Consider the following 16,682-nt stretch of genomic DNA (forward strand, 5'->3'; position numbering starts at 1 on the left):
CAAACCTCCTTATTTATTTTTTTCTTTTTTAAATTGAAAGGTTACCCGTCCCACTTGTTTGATTTCCTCAATCAATTTACGAATACCTTCTTCAATTTTATCTTCTTTTACATTCGATACGTTTAACTTTAGCAACTTTTCTTTATGAAAATCATTTAAATAATTTCTATCAACTGAATCGATACTAATTTGATTTTCTCTTGAATTTTTTATGATTGTTTCTATAGCTATGTTTTTTTCTATTTCTAAACAAGTGTGTATTCCCAATGTGTTTTTTCTATTATATGTAAATAATGATAGATTTTCATTTTGTACTTTTTTTAATGTTTCCGCTAATTTTATTGATCTATTGTAGTAGGAAGATTTAATTTTGTTTTTATGACGTTCAAACATACCGCTCTTTATATAAATTTCTAAAGCCGCTTGAGAAATCATCGGACTATCAATATCTAATATCTTTTTATATGTATGGAAATCATTTGCGATGGATGGTGGAATGACCGCAACTCCAACCCGTAAACCTGGAAAAATAATCTTAGAGTAACTTTTTAAATATATTACGTGATTACAATTATCCAAGCTATATAACGGATCTGCTTTTGAATCTGTTTCTAAATCTGCTAAATAATCATCTTCCACTATAAATACATTATATTTCTTAGCCAATAACACGATTTTTTCTTTCTCATCTTTAGAATAAGAAGTTCCAAGCGGATGATGATATCTCGGTATCGTATAAAAGAATTTTATTTTACCTGTTCGAAATATACGCTCCAATTCATGCAAGTCAATACCTTCATTCGTACGTTTAATACCGATTACAGGAATTTTATTTATTTCTAGATACTCAATATATAAATGATATGTTGGCTGTTCAATTAATATCGTTTCATTCTCATTTGGAAATGGTATAGAAGTTAGTATCGCTAGCGCTTGTTGTACACCTGACGTTATAAAAATATTTTCTTCTTTCGTGAAGACTTGATAATTTGCTAATTGTTTTTGAATGACCGGAATTAAAGACGGTAAACCTTTCGGCGTTCCGTATACGAACAAGTCATTTTTATACGTATCAATAGCCTTATTAATACAATGCTGAAAATCTAAATATGGGAAAACATCTGGATCTGGTGCTGAGGAAGCAAAATCAATTATCTCGTTATTTTCTATGGTATTCCCAGATTTTTTAACAACGTAGTACCCACTTTGAGGCACAGAATAAATAATATGACGCTTTTCTAATTCATGTAGCGCCCGTATAACCGTTGCCTTATTACACTCATATTGCGTAACTAGTGTCCGAATAGACGGTAGTTTCTTACCTTCTTTTATCTCCCCATTTTGAATCATACTTTCTAAGTCGTTGAAAACATGTAAATACTTATACATCATTACCACCTCATCATTTAATTTGTACCGGTACAGTTTGTGTTTGTTCACATTGTAGCACTAGATCAGAAAGTTTACTATGTACGTATACTGGCCAGTAAGAAATCAACTACTATGAGGTGAAATTATGAAAAATACAACAAAAGCATATATATCAGCATTACTCTATTCATTTATTATTGGATTTTCTTTTTTATTCGTGAAACTAACACTAACCATTACAAGCCCTCTTGATACTCTGGCTCATCGTTTTACAGTTGCTTTCATAGCAGCAAATATTCCGGTTATTTTTGGATTCATAAAGTTAAATATATCATTTAAAAATATACTTTCTCTTTTACCAATTGCGATTTTTTATCCAGCACTTTTTTTTGCTTTTCAAGCTTTTGGATTAGTGTATACAAGTTCATCTGAAGCAGGAATTATACAAGCGGTGATCCCAATATTTACGATGATCTTAGCTTCCTATTTTTTAAAAGAGTATACGAATACATCACAAAAAATCTCTGTACTCATCTCCGTCATCGGTGTCATTTATATATTTATAATGAATGGTCTAGGGGCTTATGAAACTAGTATCATCGGCGTTATTCTTATTTTGTTATCGGCATTATCATCTGCTTTCTATAATGTGTTAGCTAGAAAAATGACGAAGAAATTCAAACTAATGGATTTAACTTACACAATGACAGTAATCGGCTTTATTAGCTTTAATTCAATCGCGATCGCCAGCCATATAAATAAAGGTACAATAATGGTATACTTTAAACCGTTTACGAATGGAACATTTCTTATCTCCATTTTATATTTAGGGTTACTATCTTCCTTGCTAACGGCATTGCTATTAAACTATTCCTTATCTTATATTGAAGCAGCTAAAATAAGTGTTTTTAGTAATTTATCTACACTTATTACAATTATCGCTGGCGTTATTTTTTTACACGAGCAAATTTCTTATTTTCATATCATTGGTACAATAATGATTATTCTTGGTATAATAGGCACAAATTTTTGGGGTAAAAAAGGAATTGCAATGCAAAAGAAGAATATCTCCATGAATAAATAAAAAGTGAGGGATATTTCATGCAACACTTAAATACGATTGATATTAGTAACGTTCTAGAATTAGAAAATACTCTTTCTACTTTAGAAAATGAAGTGATTTCTTCAAAACTAGAACTTGAAAACTGGTTAAAAAAACAATCTACATTCATTTGGGAAATTGAAGAACAATTAAGATCGCACTATATCGCCTTTCAATGTAATACAGATAATAAAAAAATAAAAGATACTTTTGAACATGATCAACAATTTGTAAGGCCTCTTTTGAAACGTTATCAAAATTCATTTGATAATAAATATTTAGAGTCACCTTTTCGAATGGAACTTGATCCAAAAACGCATACCTTACTAGATAAAAAAATAAAGAATGCTCAGACTTTATTTTGTGAAAAGAACATTGATTTAGAGGTAACTGAAGACAAACTAGTAACCGATTACTTCGAAATTACAGGTGGTTTAACTGCACTATGGGATGGTGAAGAAAAAACAATTACTGAACTACAGTCTTACTTACAAGATCCGGATCGTCATATACGAAAAAAAGCAAAAACTCTCATTTCTGAAAAATTCTTATCTGTTGAAGATAATTTACAAAATATATTAAATGAATTAATCGTAATCCGTCACCAAAAAGCAAAAAACATTCAATTACATAATTATCGTGATTATATGTTCAAAAAACATGAACGTTTTGATTATACACCTGAAGATTGCTATGAACTTGCTGAATCTATTCGTAAATACGTAGTACCACTTATCGATAAAATATTTAATGAGAAAAAATCTGAACTTCAAGTAGATAGCCTTCGTCCATGGGATTTAAAAGCAACCGCACCAAATAAAAAAGCATTAAAACCTATCGAAGACGCGAGTGATTTAATCGAAAAAAGTTCTCTTATTTTACACAAACTAGATCCTGAATTTTCTACATTACTGGATCGTATGCAGAAAAATAATTGCTTAGATTTAGAAAGCCGTAAAGGAAAAGGACCCGGTGGATTTTGTGAATATTTACCTGCTTCTCAATTATCTTTTATTTTTATGAATCTCAATCATACACATTATGATGTTACTACATTCCTTCATGAGATGGGCCATAGTATTCATAATGAATATATGAAGCAGCTAGAGCTACAACAATATTTAGAAATCCCTTCAGAATCAGCTGAGCTTGCTAGCATGACAATGGAATTGTTTTCGATGGAGTATTGGGATACTTTTTATGAAAATAAAGAAGAATTTATAGAAGCAAAATTAGACTTCTTTAAGGATATTGTTAAGTATTTACCACAAATGCTTATCGTTGATCAATTTCAACATTGGATGTATGAAAATCCTAACCATACCGCTAAAGAAAGAAATGCAAAGTATTTAGAATTACATAACACTTACCAATCAAACGTCGTAAATATTGAAGGGTATGAAGATTGGATTGCAACTGGCTGGTTACCTGTATTACACATATTCGAAATACCGTTCTATTACATCGAATATGCTATCGCACAACTTGGTGCGCTGCAAATGTATAAACAATATAAAGAAAACCCTAAACAAGCAATAGAAAATTATAAAAAAGCATTATCGTTAGGTAGCTCTAAACCTTTAACTGAAGTATATGAAGCTGCTGGAATTCGTTTTGATTTTACAGGAGAAACGATTAAAGAACTAATGTTATTTGTAGAGAGTGAATTAGAGTTACTTGAACAATTGTAAAAAGAAAGCTGTTCCTATATTTTAGGTGCAGCTTTCTTCTTTATTTTATTTATCAGTTCTATGTACTGAGAATCCCCATATCCGATTGTTGGAAATAGCTGAAACAACTTTGTTAATAATTCTTGAGTTGATAAATCTTTATTTTTAGAGATAAATTTCATTACAGTATTATCTTGTTGTAGCATTTCTAAATATAAGTCTATAGACTGATACATTACTGGTGGTACCTTATGGGAAGCCTTTTTATGGTTTACTAATACTTCATTGTATACCGAAGAATAATTTCCCAATTCAAGTTCAATTTGATTTACTTTAAATTCATCTTCTCTGAAGCTATTTAAGTATACCTTCCCTTCATAAGAGGACTGTTCAAGGTAAGAAAGTATTGTAAGTAGGTTCATTTGACAGAACATATCTTCACCAAACCATAAAACAATGCATTTATACTTTTTTGTAAAAAGATTTTTTAACGGATCTATGACCTTTTTTGTATAACTTTCTACTGAACTGTTATGACCTTCTGCTCTTGTTTTAATAAACTCTTCATTAAAAACTTGTGTAGTAGCCTGGTTCACACACATTGCCTCATTAAATGGTGCGTATTCAGAATCACCCATTAGCTTTTCATTTTTAAAGTCTTCATACATCATTTGACCATTTAATATGTTTAGTACATCTTTATCAAACAGCTCTCTTTTCGCATTTCGTAACTGCTCAACCTCTAATTTTCTAGAAACATTCATTTTAAACTCCCCTTCTATTTTTAGTTTAATAAATGACTGAACAGGCATTTTGTTAAGTTGGAATTCTCTTGGATTCATTCCAAAAACATTCTTAAAAGCTCTACTATAAGCCTCTTGCGAAGAATAATCGTAATCCAATGCAATATGTATTATCTTTCTATTATTCGTCAAATCCTCCGTAGATAAATACAATCTTCTCAAAAGAATATAGCGTCTAATACTAATGCCTGTTACTTGGTGAAATCTAAAAGAACAGTAATACGGGGAATAACCCATATAACGAGATAATTCATTTAATGAAAATTCTTCTTTTAAATTGCTCTCAATCCAATCAATCATCTTCTGTATATGTTCATTCATTTTCTTCACTCCTTATTTATAAGTATAAAAGAGGTTCGTTTCTTTCTTTTGATTTTTCTTGTGTTTTATAAAATGAGCCATTCATTACATCATGCTTCATTTTAAAGGATATCAAAAATAAAACACGAATGTTGTAAATGAAGAATCTTTTCGTTCTCAAGTGAAAAATTAAAGTTTGGAAAGGACGTTACAATGAACGAGTTAGAAAAAGAAATACTCAAATTAATAAATGAACGATATCCATTAAATTTTATTAACATTAAACCAATAACGAATGAAATGTATCAATGTCTTACAGAACTAGATACATACTTCATTAGAATTACAAACTACAAAACATATGAAGAACAGTTAGAAGAAGTTACATATACGAACTTTTTATATGAAAATGGTTTAGCAGTTCCTCCAATAATACCTTCTCTTAATGGAAATTTATTAGAAAAGTTAACATTAGACAAGGAGATTTTTGCTGTATTATATAAAGCTGCTCCAGGTATACATTTACCAAGGTGCGAATGGAATTCTAATATATTTAGAAATCTTGGTAAACAAATTGGAAAATTACATCGTATTTCTAAAAGCTTTGAAAAGACTAAACCGGTTAAACATATAAACGATTGGTATGAAAATGAAGAATATAATTTTCTTAAGTATATCCCTAAAGACGAAACTACTATAAGAGAAATTGCCTCTGACGTTTTAACTTCTATAAAGGGGTTAGAAAAATCCACTTCGAATTACGGCTTAATTCACGGTGATTTATGGTTAGAAAACATTTTAGTTGAAAACAATTCAAACATAACAATGATTGATTTTCAAGACTGTGAAAAACATTTTTACCTATTCGATTTAGCAGTTCCTATTTATAGTGCGATTGAATATTCATTTGCTGGAAATGGGAATATCGTTGACTATGAGCATTCTATTACAAAAGCACTATTTGCAGGGTATCAAGAAGAAAATGAACTACCTAAAGAGATGATAGACAAGTTGCCTATGTTTATAAAATTAAAGGAGATTTTTGAATATAGCTTAATGCATATGTATTGGGATAAAGAAGAATTAACTGAGGAACAAGTACGGATAATGAATCTTTATAGGATGAAAATCGAAACTAAATATACCTATATCAATATTTAAGAGTGCTGTTGTTTAACTACATGGAAACCACTTTCTATCTTTAAATAGAAAGTGGTAACTTTAATTTATTAGGAATATCAGAAGGGAAATTTGGTGTATGCATAATTGAAAATGCATATCCTTGCTCAATAAATGATACTTCATTAGGTTTACATTGAAATGGGACACTATTTTTCTTAAAGTTAATTTGGATTTGCTGTAAAAATGCTTGATCTGGTGTTCCGAAAGAAACATGCACTTTCGGTGGTAAAGCTTTCATCGCAATCGGAATCCAAGGTCGTTGCCACCAAGTCGCAACAATATAGGCAGTGCCACCAACTACAAAGTTGAAAATATCCCCATCTTCCATCGTTTTCATATTTAGATTTGATTTCAACCATTCGCGAAATACGGGTACGCTTTTAACAGGAAGACCAATTTCCCTTACGTATAAAATATTTAAAGGTGACTGCGGAACTAATACATCTTCTTTCACATACGTATGTGCGATGATTTCGAGTAGATTTCCATCACCGTCTTTAAAGTATACATTGAATAGATCGTTCTCCTCACCAATTGTATTTCCATCTTTCCATTTCACAATAAGTAACCCAGACTTTTCAAGCCATTTTGCTGTTTCATGAAATTTTGAATATGAAATTTCAAAAGCAAAGTGTGCAGGTGCAATTGGCTCATACACTTCTTGAAAACTAATTGTTGTATAAGGTGTTACTTCAAATTGAATAAATGATGCAGTTTCTTTTTTTATTGGAAAAGATAATATGTCCTTATAAACTTGTTTTACCCCTTCTATGGAAACCGTTTGTAGTTTTATATCTGAAATATGTGTAATCACGTTACATTCCCCCTTGTTTCATATTATCTATTCGTATTGTATTACACTTATAAATAGATAAAATCAAACAGAAGGGTGGATTTTTTCATATAAAAGCTACAACTTTAGTATGAATATTTAAATTTATCCTGCATTGTTTCCATACAAAAAAGCTGCCTTTCCTCAAACGAAAAGCAGCTTCTACAATAAAATACATTATGATTTTACAGCAATAATCATAAATCTTTTTGAATTCGTACGAATCCCCTTTTCAGAACTATTTGCATCAATGAACATTTGTAAAATAGTAAAATCCTCTTCCTCTTCTCCAAATCTAGGAATAATAGGTGTATGTTTTAACAAGAAAATAAGATCTTCCGGCGTACTGTAATAATCAGTAACATCATATTCACGTACTTGCACGAGTTCAAATCCTGCATTTATAAGTTCACTCATATACTTTTCTTTTAAAGATCCATCTCTTTCACCTAAGCATTGTCCTCGTCCAAATGCTTCTTTAAGATTCAATTTATCATGTTCGCAAACTTGTTGCGTTAAGAAAAAAGCACCTTGTTTCATTACTTTTGCTAACTCAGATGCTATAAACGGTGCGTGACAATTAGAAGCGATATCAAAATAGGCATTCTGAAACGTTAACGTTTCAGAATCCATTTGAAGAAACTCAACATTTTGTATACCTGATTTTTTCAAGTTAGAATGTGCCGTTTCAATCATGCCGTTAGAATTATCAATTCCAATTAACAATTTAGCTGATGATGCTATGTGAAGTACATTCTCTCCTCCACCTGTACCAACATCAAGTAGGGTGTCTGATAGTTTACATTTTTCTTTCACTTCTCCATAAAAGTCCCATGTATCTCCTACAGTTTCACATTTTATTTTACTAAAATCCCATCCATTTACTTTTCCTACTTTATCATAAAAGTTTTTGTACTCTAATTCGTTCATTTTATTATTTCCCCTCAGTTGGTGTTTAAGTTTCTTAACGAAAATGAGCCATCAATTTTTCATTCTATATATGCAAGCCAATCTTCATAAAGAGCGTGAACAGTGCAATATCTTTTACTTTTTTCTCTATGCAACGCTTTTTTACATATATTATATAATTCTTGTGTACTTTCCCATTTTTCATAGCTTTTATCATTTTTCCCGCCGATAAAGGAAAAAGCAATTCCGGCTAACACATACACATTCGTTTCGCTTGTAATTTGTGCATGCAGTTCATATTCCTCCGGTGCTTTAAAGCGAGCTGTCCCCCAAAAACCCTCCCCAATTTCATTGAATACAGGTGTTTTTTGAAAGAAATCAATATCACAAATCGTCAGTTTTGATTGTTCAAAATTATATAAAATACTACCGTCATAAAAATCAACCATGACATATCCTAGTGACTCCACATATGCTGCAAACTCAAAAATTTGTGTCAATATGTTAAGTCTCTTCGACACACATAATTTTCTTAACTTCACAAAAGGCGAATTTGGTGCATGGTGCTTTTCAAACGTTGTAAAGTCCCAATGATTGTGCATGCATTCCCCATCAATCCAATGAAACCTTAAACAAAATCCATTTTTCATTTGAATCGAATTAATATATGGAACTAGTAAAGGATGTTGAATTTGTTCATATACTTCCTTTGCTTTCATTAATCGTTGAATTGCATCCTCTACATTACCTTTATACTCTAAATTACGTGCACCAGCATACTTCAAAAAATAGCGTTGTCCATTCTCAATAATACCAAAGCTAATATTTCCTGAATCTTGCTGATCAAAAACAGTAACTACTTCTACACCCTTTAACCAATCAAAATTATGTTCCTCAGCTAATGTTATTGGGTATTGATTTTTTCCTATTGTAATATTTATCATGCGCTGCTCCTAGCTTTGAGCGAACGTAGTTTATAGAGGCATGATACGCATACTCAAATTATTTTTACCTCATACCTGGTTTTCTTCTGTTTTTTCATAAAATATCACTCCTTTCAAATAAAGGCCCTTAATTTCATTCAATAACTACCAAAATATTCTTACTTTCTATTATATATTATAAAATACAAATTATAAGGAAAATATATTCCTTGTGCATAAATAGTTTACATAATAATTTTATAGTTTATTTCTATTTATATAATCTAAATGTCTTCTTCCCCAACCACACATACTATCTAACACTGCACTTACTGTTTTTCCATGCCCAGATAAACTATATTCCACTTTAGGTGGTATTTCTTGATAAATCTCGCGTTCTATTAGTTGATCTTGCTCTAATTCCCGCAATTGCTTTGCTAACGTCCCTTGAGATATATCTGGTATTAATCGCTTTATTTCACCAAACCGTTTTGTTCCATCTGTTAATAATATAAACAAAATGAGTGGTTTCCATTTCCCGCCGATTATTTGTAGTGTTGCTATTACTCCTTTTAACTTCGGTTCTTGTAAATCCATTTTTCACACCTCTCCTCTGACATCACAAATCTTTTTTCACATTGAATATCCGCATGAATAGTGATTAGTACGAAATATACGACTATGTACATAAAAAGTGCGTACTTTTCACTTGCTATCTTTTAGCGAATAATAAAGGCATAACAACATTATTTTAACGTTTTTATTAAAGGAGTGGCTTAAATATGCCTATTACTACATTAAAAGGTAGCCGTATCGTTATCATTGGTGGGAGTTCTGGTATTGGGTTTGCAACAGCACAACAAGCAATTGAACAAGGCGCACATGTTATTATTGCAGGAAAATCCAAAGAAAAATTAATGATTGCTCAAGAAGTAATTAATAACAATCATCTTCAGACTTATGTATTGGATAACCAAGACAAAAACCAATTAAAAGCGTTTTTCAAGAACATTGGGGATTTTAATCATTTGTTCACACCAGGAGCTTCTTACACACTCGGACCAATAACCACTACAGATGATATTGCCGAAAGTAGCTTTATCGGAAAGTTTTGGCCACAATATTATGCCGTAAAATATGCAATTCCTTTTCTTGTAAACTCTGGATCTATCGTATTAATGTCCGGTGCATTTAGTCAAAGACCACTTAAAGGAGCGCCTGCTTACGGAGCATGTAATGGTGCTATTGAAAGTTTAGGGAAAGCTTTAGCTGTTGAGCTAGCTCCAATTAGAGTTAATGTTGTTTCTCCCGGAACAATACAAAGAAAGAATGAACAAAATGAAAATAGACTAGCTGCTTATGAAACTTATAAATCTCTATCTCTTGTAAAACGACCTGGGCATAATGATGAAATTGCGCATACTGTACTATATTTAATGCAAAATAGTTTTTCTACAGGTAATGTATTGTTTCCTGACGGAGGATACACTTACCATTAAATTATTAGCAACAAAAGCCACTTATAAAGGTGGCTTTTGTTGCTAATTTAGAATCTGCTGAAGCAATACAGGATCCTTTTTTAAAAGTTCTGCTAAAAACATAAGTTGTGGAAAAGGTTGTAAGATTAAATCTTTATTTATTTTTTCTTTCAATATAGCCATTCCACCTTGTTTAATATAATCGTTTAGTGTTATTTCCTTACTACAAATAAGCCTAATATCATTTACTGAAAGTAATAAGAGCCCGTTCGTTTCAGAGGATGGAGTTGGTTCATTTTCTGCATGTGCCATATACATAGTAGATAAAGTTTCATCTGGACTATCAATAATTAATATTGGATTGATTTCATTTTCTACTTTTATTTTCTTAGGTTGCGCATTCCAGTTCTCTTTATAATATGTACTTGGTGAACTCAAAATAGTAATATCTATAGCAGCTTCTTCTCTCACTTCTCTTTTAGCAGTTTCTACCGCTGTTTCTTCGCCTTCTTTATGTCCACCAAGCCTTACTACACCTAATGTATCGCCTTTACTATTTGGTCCAACCTGAAAAACAAATAAATTTTTATACATTACATACGCACCAGATGTTCTTACATTCTTATCTATATGCATCAATATTTTCCCTCCTGAATTAACCATTTTACAAATTAGTTTACTATAATTTTATTATGTTCTTAAATTCTCTTCAATCCAAAATACTGCCTTCATTTTTATTTCCTCCTTAAAATTTAAAAATACATCTAAAAAGTAGGATTCACAAAAGAATCATAGAATTCTATACATAATAAATATTGGACGGATTATTTTCAAATTCCTCTATAATAAAGGTGGTTCAAACAGTGTGAAATTTATACTAGAACGCAAGCTTACCGTAAAGACAACTTTTTCGAAAGAATACAAGATATTTATTTTTGGTTTACTCATTTCACGAATCGGGGATTCACTGTATACTTTTGCGCTTCCATGGATTGCCTATCAATTAACCGGTTCAGCTGTAATTATGAGTTCTTTATTTGCTATTAATGTATTGCCAATTGTTTTATTTGGTCCTTTAGTTGGTGTAATAATTGATCGATACGATCGAAAAAAGTTACTTTGGATAGCGGATATTACCAATATTATTTTAGTAAGTCTTGTCCCCATTCTACATACATTACATCTATTAGAAATCTGGCATTTATACGTAATTACTTTTATCTTAGCAGTTATGTCTATGCTTTTTGATATAGCAACTGTTACAGTCATTCCACACATCGCAGGAGCATCATTAACGAAGGCTAATTCTTTCTATCAAATGATCAATCAATTGGCTAGTTTGTTTGGTCCAATGATAGCTGGGATTTTCATATCTTTTATTGGAGGCTTTCAAGTGCTTTGGATTAATGTTCTTTCATTTATTGCAACATTAGTTGCTGTGATGCTATTACCATCAATTAAAACTGTAGACAGCCAAAATAATGATAAAAATACACTTCAAAATGTTCTATCTGATTTGTTTAATGGGTTTAAATGGCTCAAAAATGATTGCTTAAATTTAGCTTTATCTCTTCAAGCTATGATTGGAAACTTTGGAGCAAGTGCGGTTTTAGGTGTATTCATGTATTATTTACTATCCACATTGCAACTTACCCCGGAGCAAAGTGGCTTTAATTATTCATTAATTAGCATAGGTGGGATTTTAGGAAGCTTGATTGCAGTTCCTTTAGAAAAGAGATTGCAGCGCGGCCTTCTAATTCCTTTACTCCTATTCGCTGGAGCAATTGGCTTAACTTTCGCACTTTGGAGTACATATTGGTTTGCTCCTGGCATTGCTTTCGGTATTGCAATGACTTGCAATATTGCATGGAATATAATTGTAGCCACAGTTCGCCAAGAAACCGTTCCATCAAATATACAAGGAAGGGTTTTTGGATTTTCACGTGTACTTACACGATTAGCTATGCCACTCGGGGCATTAGTAGGAGGTATTATTTCAGCCTATAATCCAGTACTTGTATTTGCTTTAGCTGCTTTCACGAAGCTACTTGAAGTTTTTATTGCACTATATAGTCCAATACGAAAACTATGATGGAAGGAAAGATAATTATGTATGATTGGTTAATTGAAATCGAAGAGCAAAAATATCCAGCACCTACTATAAATGAAGATTTTTATATAGAAAAGGCACCTCCTGTATCTTCAAATACTTCTCTCAGTCCAATTTGCCAACTTTTCAGTGGCATGGATGTCATACTTGAAGAGGACGTTTATACGTCCTTTCCCATTACAAATGACATTACTTTAAATATAGTTAAAAATGAATTAATCCCTCACTATAAAGATGTGAAACAAGTTTATATTAATAATGAATTACATGAAATTTTCATGATAGGTTTAAAGGAAGAATCAAAACAAACTTTAAAAGCACTTCTAACTAACGGTATATATCCCGTAGTGCCTGATTTATACCGAAGTTGTTCTTTTAATAGAATTGTCGGTAGAAGAACATTAAAATATTATTCTGTACTATTCGATTGCATTGCTCCGATGTTCTTAAAAGAAACTCAAGAAATAGCATATTTCCTCAAACATTCATTCTTTCAAAAAGAAGGTTGCATTTCTTTAGTACCAACAGGTTGGTTTTTAAAAGAGTCATTAAAGGATTCCATTACAATCCGCTCATTTTGTACATTTGCAAATAAAATTGTACTAGTAGTTGACGAATCGAATCAAGAAGTAATTTCTCTTGATATTTACGGATAAGTTAATAAAGGTGGCGCGTCAGGAAAATACGAATTTACAACGATAAGGAAACTCCAAATTAAAAAGCCCAACTTCTCTACTAATCAAAATAGAGAAATTGAGCTTTTCAGTTACTTCATTTATTTATTGAATTCATTAACTGGAAGAAGTATTCAGGTTTATGAGTCTTATTTAAGTTATACCATGAATGTAATGTATCTGGTGTAAATACATCTATTTTTTTCAGTACCTCCATTGCAAATTCCAGAGGAGCTATTCCTGATGCAGTAACTAAATTCGCATCCGCTACCGCAGATCCCAGCTCATAGAACTTTTCTCCTTTATAGTTAGGACATACCATTTTAGTATATTCTAAGTTATTACTTGTATGCTTTCTAGTATCTAAGTATCCCATATTCGCGAGGCCCTCAGTTGCACCACAAATTGCAGCAACAATAGTACCAAGCTTTAAAGCTTGGCCAATTCTTTCCAAGATAGGTTGATGAATTTCTTCACTCCAAGTAGTCCCTCCTGGTAAAATTAAAAGATCTTTACTCTCAAGAGTACATTCATCAAGGGAAATATCTGGTTTTATGCTCAGTCCTCCCATAGTAGTAATCATTTCTTTATTAGCTCCTACTGTAATTACTTTTAAAGGTGCTAAATCTTTTTTGAAATATCTTCCTGAGTTTAATTCAGCAATTAAATATCCATATTCCCAATCCGACATTGTATTAAATACATATAGAAAAGCTTTTTTTGTTTGCATCCAATAACACTCCAATCACAATTTATATAGCTATTATAATATAACTTCCCTGACAGTTAACGTCAGGGAAGTTATCATACTTGATGAAATTTTATTAATTCCGACAGAACTTCAACAAGTCTTTTCTTAAGACTGATTGGCTCAATAACTTTAATAGATTTATTGTACGGTAAAAGTAAATAAGGTACATATGTATGTATCATATCTTTTTCAAGAAGAAAAACTGCTTGATTTGAAGTCCGTTCTTGTAAATAATGTCCTAAAAACCAGTGTTGGCAAATATCAGCCAATACACTTTTATCCCCATTAATAACCAAAGAAATAATCCCCTCCTTATCTTCTATAGTTGGAAGAAGACCATTTATAAAAAAGTCACGTGCTGAAAATTTTTCTGGTCGGTTAAACTTATTTTCTGTTAGCATTAGACTTTCAGTTCGATCTACTCTAAAACTACGGATATCATTCCTAAGATGACAAAATCCAATCACATACCACTTATTATTCCAATAGATAATTTTGTACGGATCGACCAATCTATAATTTAATTGCTTTTCGCCACTTTTATGGTAAAGAATTTTTACTGAATACCCGTCAGCTACGGCCTGTTCCAACTCCTTCAAAAAAGGTTCCATAGAGAGCGAACTTAATCGACTTATTACTTCAAGACTAGCTAAATGTTGGTTTATCTTTGTTTCCTGCTCTTGATTTGAGTATTTACTTAGTTTTGAAATAGCCCTATTTAGTGCTTCACCTCCATAATATCCCGCTTCTTCTGCAAAAACAGCAGCGTGAAATAATGCAGTTTGCTCCTCAAAATCAAAAAAAAGAGGAGCCTCAATAAAATTGTTCAATAAAGTGTATCCACCGTTATGTCCTGGTTCTGAAATGATAGGTACGCCACTTGTTGAAATTGTATCAATATAACGATACACAGTCCTTATATTCATCTCTAACTTTTCTGAAATTTGTTTTGCAGTAATTTTTTCACCTGAACGAAGCATCCATAGAATTGCTAACATATTGTCAATTTTAGGCATATAATTCCACCTCTATATGAAATTTATTTTCAATTGTATATTTCCTATTTTTAGTATAACTCATCAACTGTTCCTTTCCGATAGCTTTCTATATAATGAGAACCTAGACACATTTGTAATTTCACAAATTTGATTTACAGTCATATCTCCCTCTTTATTAAGCTTTACTGCATGATGTTTATGGTACTTCTTTAACCGACCTTTAAACTTTCCTTCTTTCTTAGCCAGTTCAATTCCTTCACGCTACCGCATACGGATAAGATCACGTTCTGGTTGGTTTACACCCGCCATAACCGTAATCTTGCACCATATGTCACCTTTTTCTGGAAACATATTAATTTGCTAGGAGAATAACAGTAATCTCATTAGATTCTTTAAGACCACTGAAACTTTCTTAACATTGTTAAAAACGAGAGTAACGTCATGACAATAGGCTTAGCGTTGTAAACCCGCTTTTCCCTGACGGTACCCCATGCCCATCAAGTTAAAATCTCATATTACCCCTAGAACGAAAATTTTGTGCATTTTGCTCGTATTTATTGTTTTGGGGAAATTCATATTCTTAGCTTGATGACGATGTAGTGGGCCTCCTATGTCAAAGCATCTTTTATTTATTTTTATAAATATCTATGTATTTCATCATGAAGTGTTTTCACACGTTCTTTATAGAATATGCCTTTTTCCTCTATTTTCAGTTGCGCTATAAACAGATTTGCAAGCATTACCGCTGTATCAAGCTGATAAAATAAGCTGACAATACGAGGAATAGATTCAAAGATATCTTTATTCTTATATCCATCTTTAAATTCATACCAATCAATTTCATTAGTTTCAGCTATCCTCATAAGTTCTAACAGCGGGTGACCAACTAGAGCATTATCCCAATCAACCAACGCCTTAACTTCTCCGTTATATCCAATTAGATTTGCTGGTCGAATGTCCATATGTAATAATTTTTTTACATGATCTGCTTGTTTAAGAACCTCTTCAATTATCGATATATCAGGAAATTCAATATCGCAATGTGTAATTTTATTAAATCCTTCTACTCTTTTTACGAGACGTTCAGCTATATACTTGCTAGATGGTTTCCTATTCCTATGTTGGTAATTTAAATCTTCAATTGGCATATTATGGAGCTTATTAACTACTTCTCCTATTTTGTAAGCAGAAATTGGAATATGATCAGTAGCCAGGTAATCTGAAATTAAAAAATCAAGTTCCGTAGAAAGGTGCAGTCCGTGAACCTTTGGCACTGGAATGTCTTTAGAATTACAAAACTTAGAAAGCTCCGCTTCCTTTTGCAATGAGATTCGACTATTAAACAACCCTTCATTTATATTTTTCACTTCACGTTCCCAAGGTACTCGAAATGCTAAAGGTCCTTTTTCCGAATCCCCTCGGAACACAATATTTTGTACTCCATTTCCTATTACTTTTAACTCCTGAACAGCCAATTCTTTATATTCTCGATTCAATATAGTTTTTAATTTCGCCCTTAATTCTTCTGTTTTCGAACGTATATTAACCATTTTACCCCTCGATTCGCAAGTTATTTACA

The 16,682-nt window shown here is 31.8% G+C and carries 16 protein-coding genes and 1 pseudogene; 6 read left to right on the forward strand and 11 right to left on the reverse strand.

Translation table 11 applies throughout. The features are described 5' to 3' along the window. Positions 1 to 9: 9 nt before the first annotated feature. Entirely contained in the window at positions 10 to 1,389 is a 1,380-nt protein-coding gene (locus tag AABL52_RS14495) for a PLP-dependent aminotransferase family protein (protein ID WP_098342414.1), read from the reverse strand. Positions 1,390 to 1,516: 127 nt separating this feature from the next. On the opposite strand from AABL52_RS14495, the gene AABL52_RS14500 reads away from it, so the two are divergent. Beyond that, positions 1,517 to 2,455 carry a DMT family transporter gene (locus tag AABL52_RS14500; protein ID WP_341517762.1) on the forward strand — a complete coding sequence of 313 codons (939 nt, stop codon included), beginning with the start codon at positions 1,517 to 1,519 and terminating at the stop codon, positions 2,453 to 2,455. Between the two features lie 17 nt (positions 2,456 to 2,472). Beyond that, entirely contained in the window at positions 2,473 to 4,164 is a 1,692-nt protein-coding gene (locus tag AABL52_RS14505) for a M3 family oligoendopeptidase (protein WP_341517763.1), read from the forward strand. Positions 4,165 to 4,178: 14 nt separating this feature from the next. Here the strand turns inward: AABL52_RS14505 and AABL52_RS14510 are convergent, their stop codons facing one another. Next, entirely contained in the window at positions 4,179 to 5,267 is a 1,089-nt protein-coding gene (locus AABL52_RS14510; RefSeq protein ID WP_341517764.1) for a helix-turn-helix domain-containing protein, read from the reverse strand. A 192-nt stretch (positions 5,268 to 5,459) separates the two neighbouring features. On the opposite strand from AABL52_RS14510, the gene AABL52_RS14515 reads away from it, so the two are divergent. Continuing rightward, the gene (locus AABL52_RS14515; RefSeq protein WP_341517765.1) at positions 5,460 to 6,407 is read left to right on the forward strand and encodes a phosphotransferase enzyme family protein; all 948 of its coding nucleotides are present in this window, start codon (positions 5,460 to 5,462) and stop codon (positions 6,405 to 6,407) included. Between the two features lie 40 nt (positions 6,408 to 6,447). Here AABL52_RS14515 and AABL52_RS14520 read toward each other — a convergent pair whose 3' ends face one another. The 4 genes from AABL52_RS14520 to AABL52_RS14535 form a co-directional block, all read right to left on the reverse strand. Next, the gene (locus AABL52_RS14520) at positions 6,448 to 7,242 is read right to left on the reverse strand and encodes a VOC family protein (protein WP_341517766.1); all 795 of its coding nucleotides are present in this window, start codon (positions 7,240 to 7,242) and stop codon (positions 6,448 to 6,450) included. A 195-nt stretch (positions 7,243 to 7,437) separates the two neighbouring features. After that, positions 7,438 to 8,190, reverse strand: a complete 753-nt coding sequence (locus AABL52_RS14525) for a class I SAM-dependent methyltransferase (protein ID WP_341517767.1) — start codon at positions 8,188 to 8,190, stop codon at positions 7,438 to 7,440. Between the two features lie 59 nt (positions 8,191 to 8,249). Further along, positions 8,250 to 9,113, reverse strand: a complete 864-nt coding sequence (locus AABL52_RS14530) for a serine/threonine protein kinase (RefSeq protein WP_226545321.1) — start codon at positions 9,111 to 9,113, stop codon at positions 8,250 to 8,252. 237 nt (positions 9,114 to 9,350) lie between these two features. After that, a complete protein-coding gene (locus AABL52_RS14535) occupies positions 9,351 to 9,689 on the reverse strand; it encodes a winged helix-turn-helix transcriptional regulator (RefSeq protein ID WP_226545322.1) in 339 nt (112 codons plus the stop codon). A 185-nt stretch (positions 9,690 to 9,874) separates the two neighbouring features. Here AABL52_RS14535 and AABL52_RS14540 point away from each other — a divergent pair, with 185 nt between their 5' ends. Then, positions 9,875 to 10,591 carry an SDR family oxidoreductase gene (locus tag AABL52_RS14540; RefSeq protein ID WP_341517768.1) on the forward strand — a complete coding sequence of 239 codons (717 nt, stop codon included), beginning with the start codon at positions 9,875 to 9,877 and terminating at the stop codon, positions 10,589 to 10,591. Positions 10,592 to 10,633: 42 nt separating this feature from the next. On the opposite strand, the gene AABL52_RS14545 is transcribed toward AABL52_RS14540, so the two are convergent. Continuing rightward, the gene (locus AABL52_RS14545; protein WP_341517769.1) at positions 10,634 to 11,209 is read right to left on the reverse strand and encodes an NUDIX domain-containing protein; all 576 of its coding nucleotides are present in this window, start codon (positions 11,207 to 11,209) and stop codon (positions 10,634 to 10,636) included. A gap of 226 nt (positions 11,210 to 11,435) precedes the next feature. Between AABL52_RS14545 and AABL52_RS14550 the strand changes: the two genes are divergently transcribed. Together AABL52_RS14550 and AABL52_RS14555 are read left to right on the forward strand one after the other, a co-directional pair. Continuing rightward, positions 11,436 to 12,662 (forward strand): MFS transporter, encoded by a 1,227-nt coding sequence (locus AABL52_RS14550; protein ID WP_098342420.1) that lies wholly within the window; start codon positions 11,436 to 11,438, stop codon positions 12,660 to 12,662. 17 nt (positions 12,663 to 12,679) lie between these two features. Next, on the forward strand, positions 12,680 to 13,336 hold the full coding sequence (locus tag AABL52_RS14555) for a hypothetical protein (RefSeq protein WP_341517770.1): 657 nt from the start codon (positions 12,680 to 12,682) through the stop codon (positions 13,334 to 13,336). A 115-nt stretch (positions 13,337 to 13,451) separates the two neighbouring features. Here AABL52_RS14555 and AABL52_RS14560 read toward each other — a convergent pair whose 3' ends face one another. From AABL52_RS14560 to AABL52_RS14575, 4 genes and pseudogenes are all read right to left on the reverse strand, one after another. Then, complete coding sequence (locus AABL52_RS14560; RefSeq protein WP_226545324.1) at positions 13,452 to 14,084, reverse strand: type 1 glutamine amidotransferase family protein; 633 nt, start codon at positions 14,082 to 14,084, stop codon at positions 13,452 to 13,454. Positions 14,085 to 14,158: 74 nt separating this feature from the next. Next, positions 14,159 to 15,121, reverse strand: coding sequence for a helix-turn-helix transcriptional regulator (locus AABL52_RS14565; RefSeq protein ID WP_088096434.1), 963 nt, complete (start codon positions 15,119 to 15,121; stop codon positions 14,159 to 14,161). A 63-nt stretch (positions 15,122 to 15,184) separates the two neighbouring features. Then, positions 15,185 to 15,421 (reverse strand): annotated as a pseudogene (locus tag AABL52_RS14570) (helix-turn-helix domain-containing protein); the annotation flags it as partial. 317 nt (positions 15,422 to 15,738) lie between these two features. Next, positions 15,739 to 16,653: a phosphotransferase family protein gene (locus AABL52_RS14575; RefSeq protein WP_336181619.1), complete on the reverse strand. Its 915-nt coding sequence runs from the start codon at positions 16,651 to 16,653 to the stop codon at positions 15,739 to 15,741. Positions 16,654 to 16,682: the final 29 nt, after the last annotated feature.

Origin of the sequence: Bacillus paramobilis (genome assembly GCF_038096195.1) — a bacterium.
GTDB lineage: Bacteria > Bacillota > Bacilli > Bacillales > Bacillaceae_G > Bacillus_A > Bacillus_A mobilis.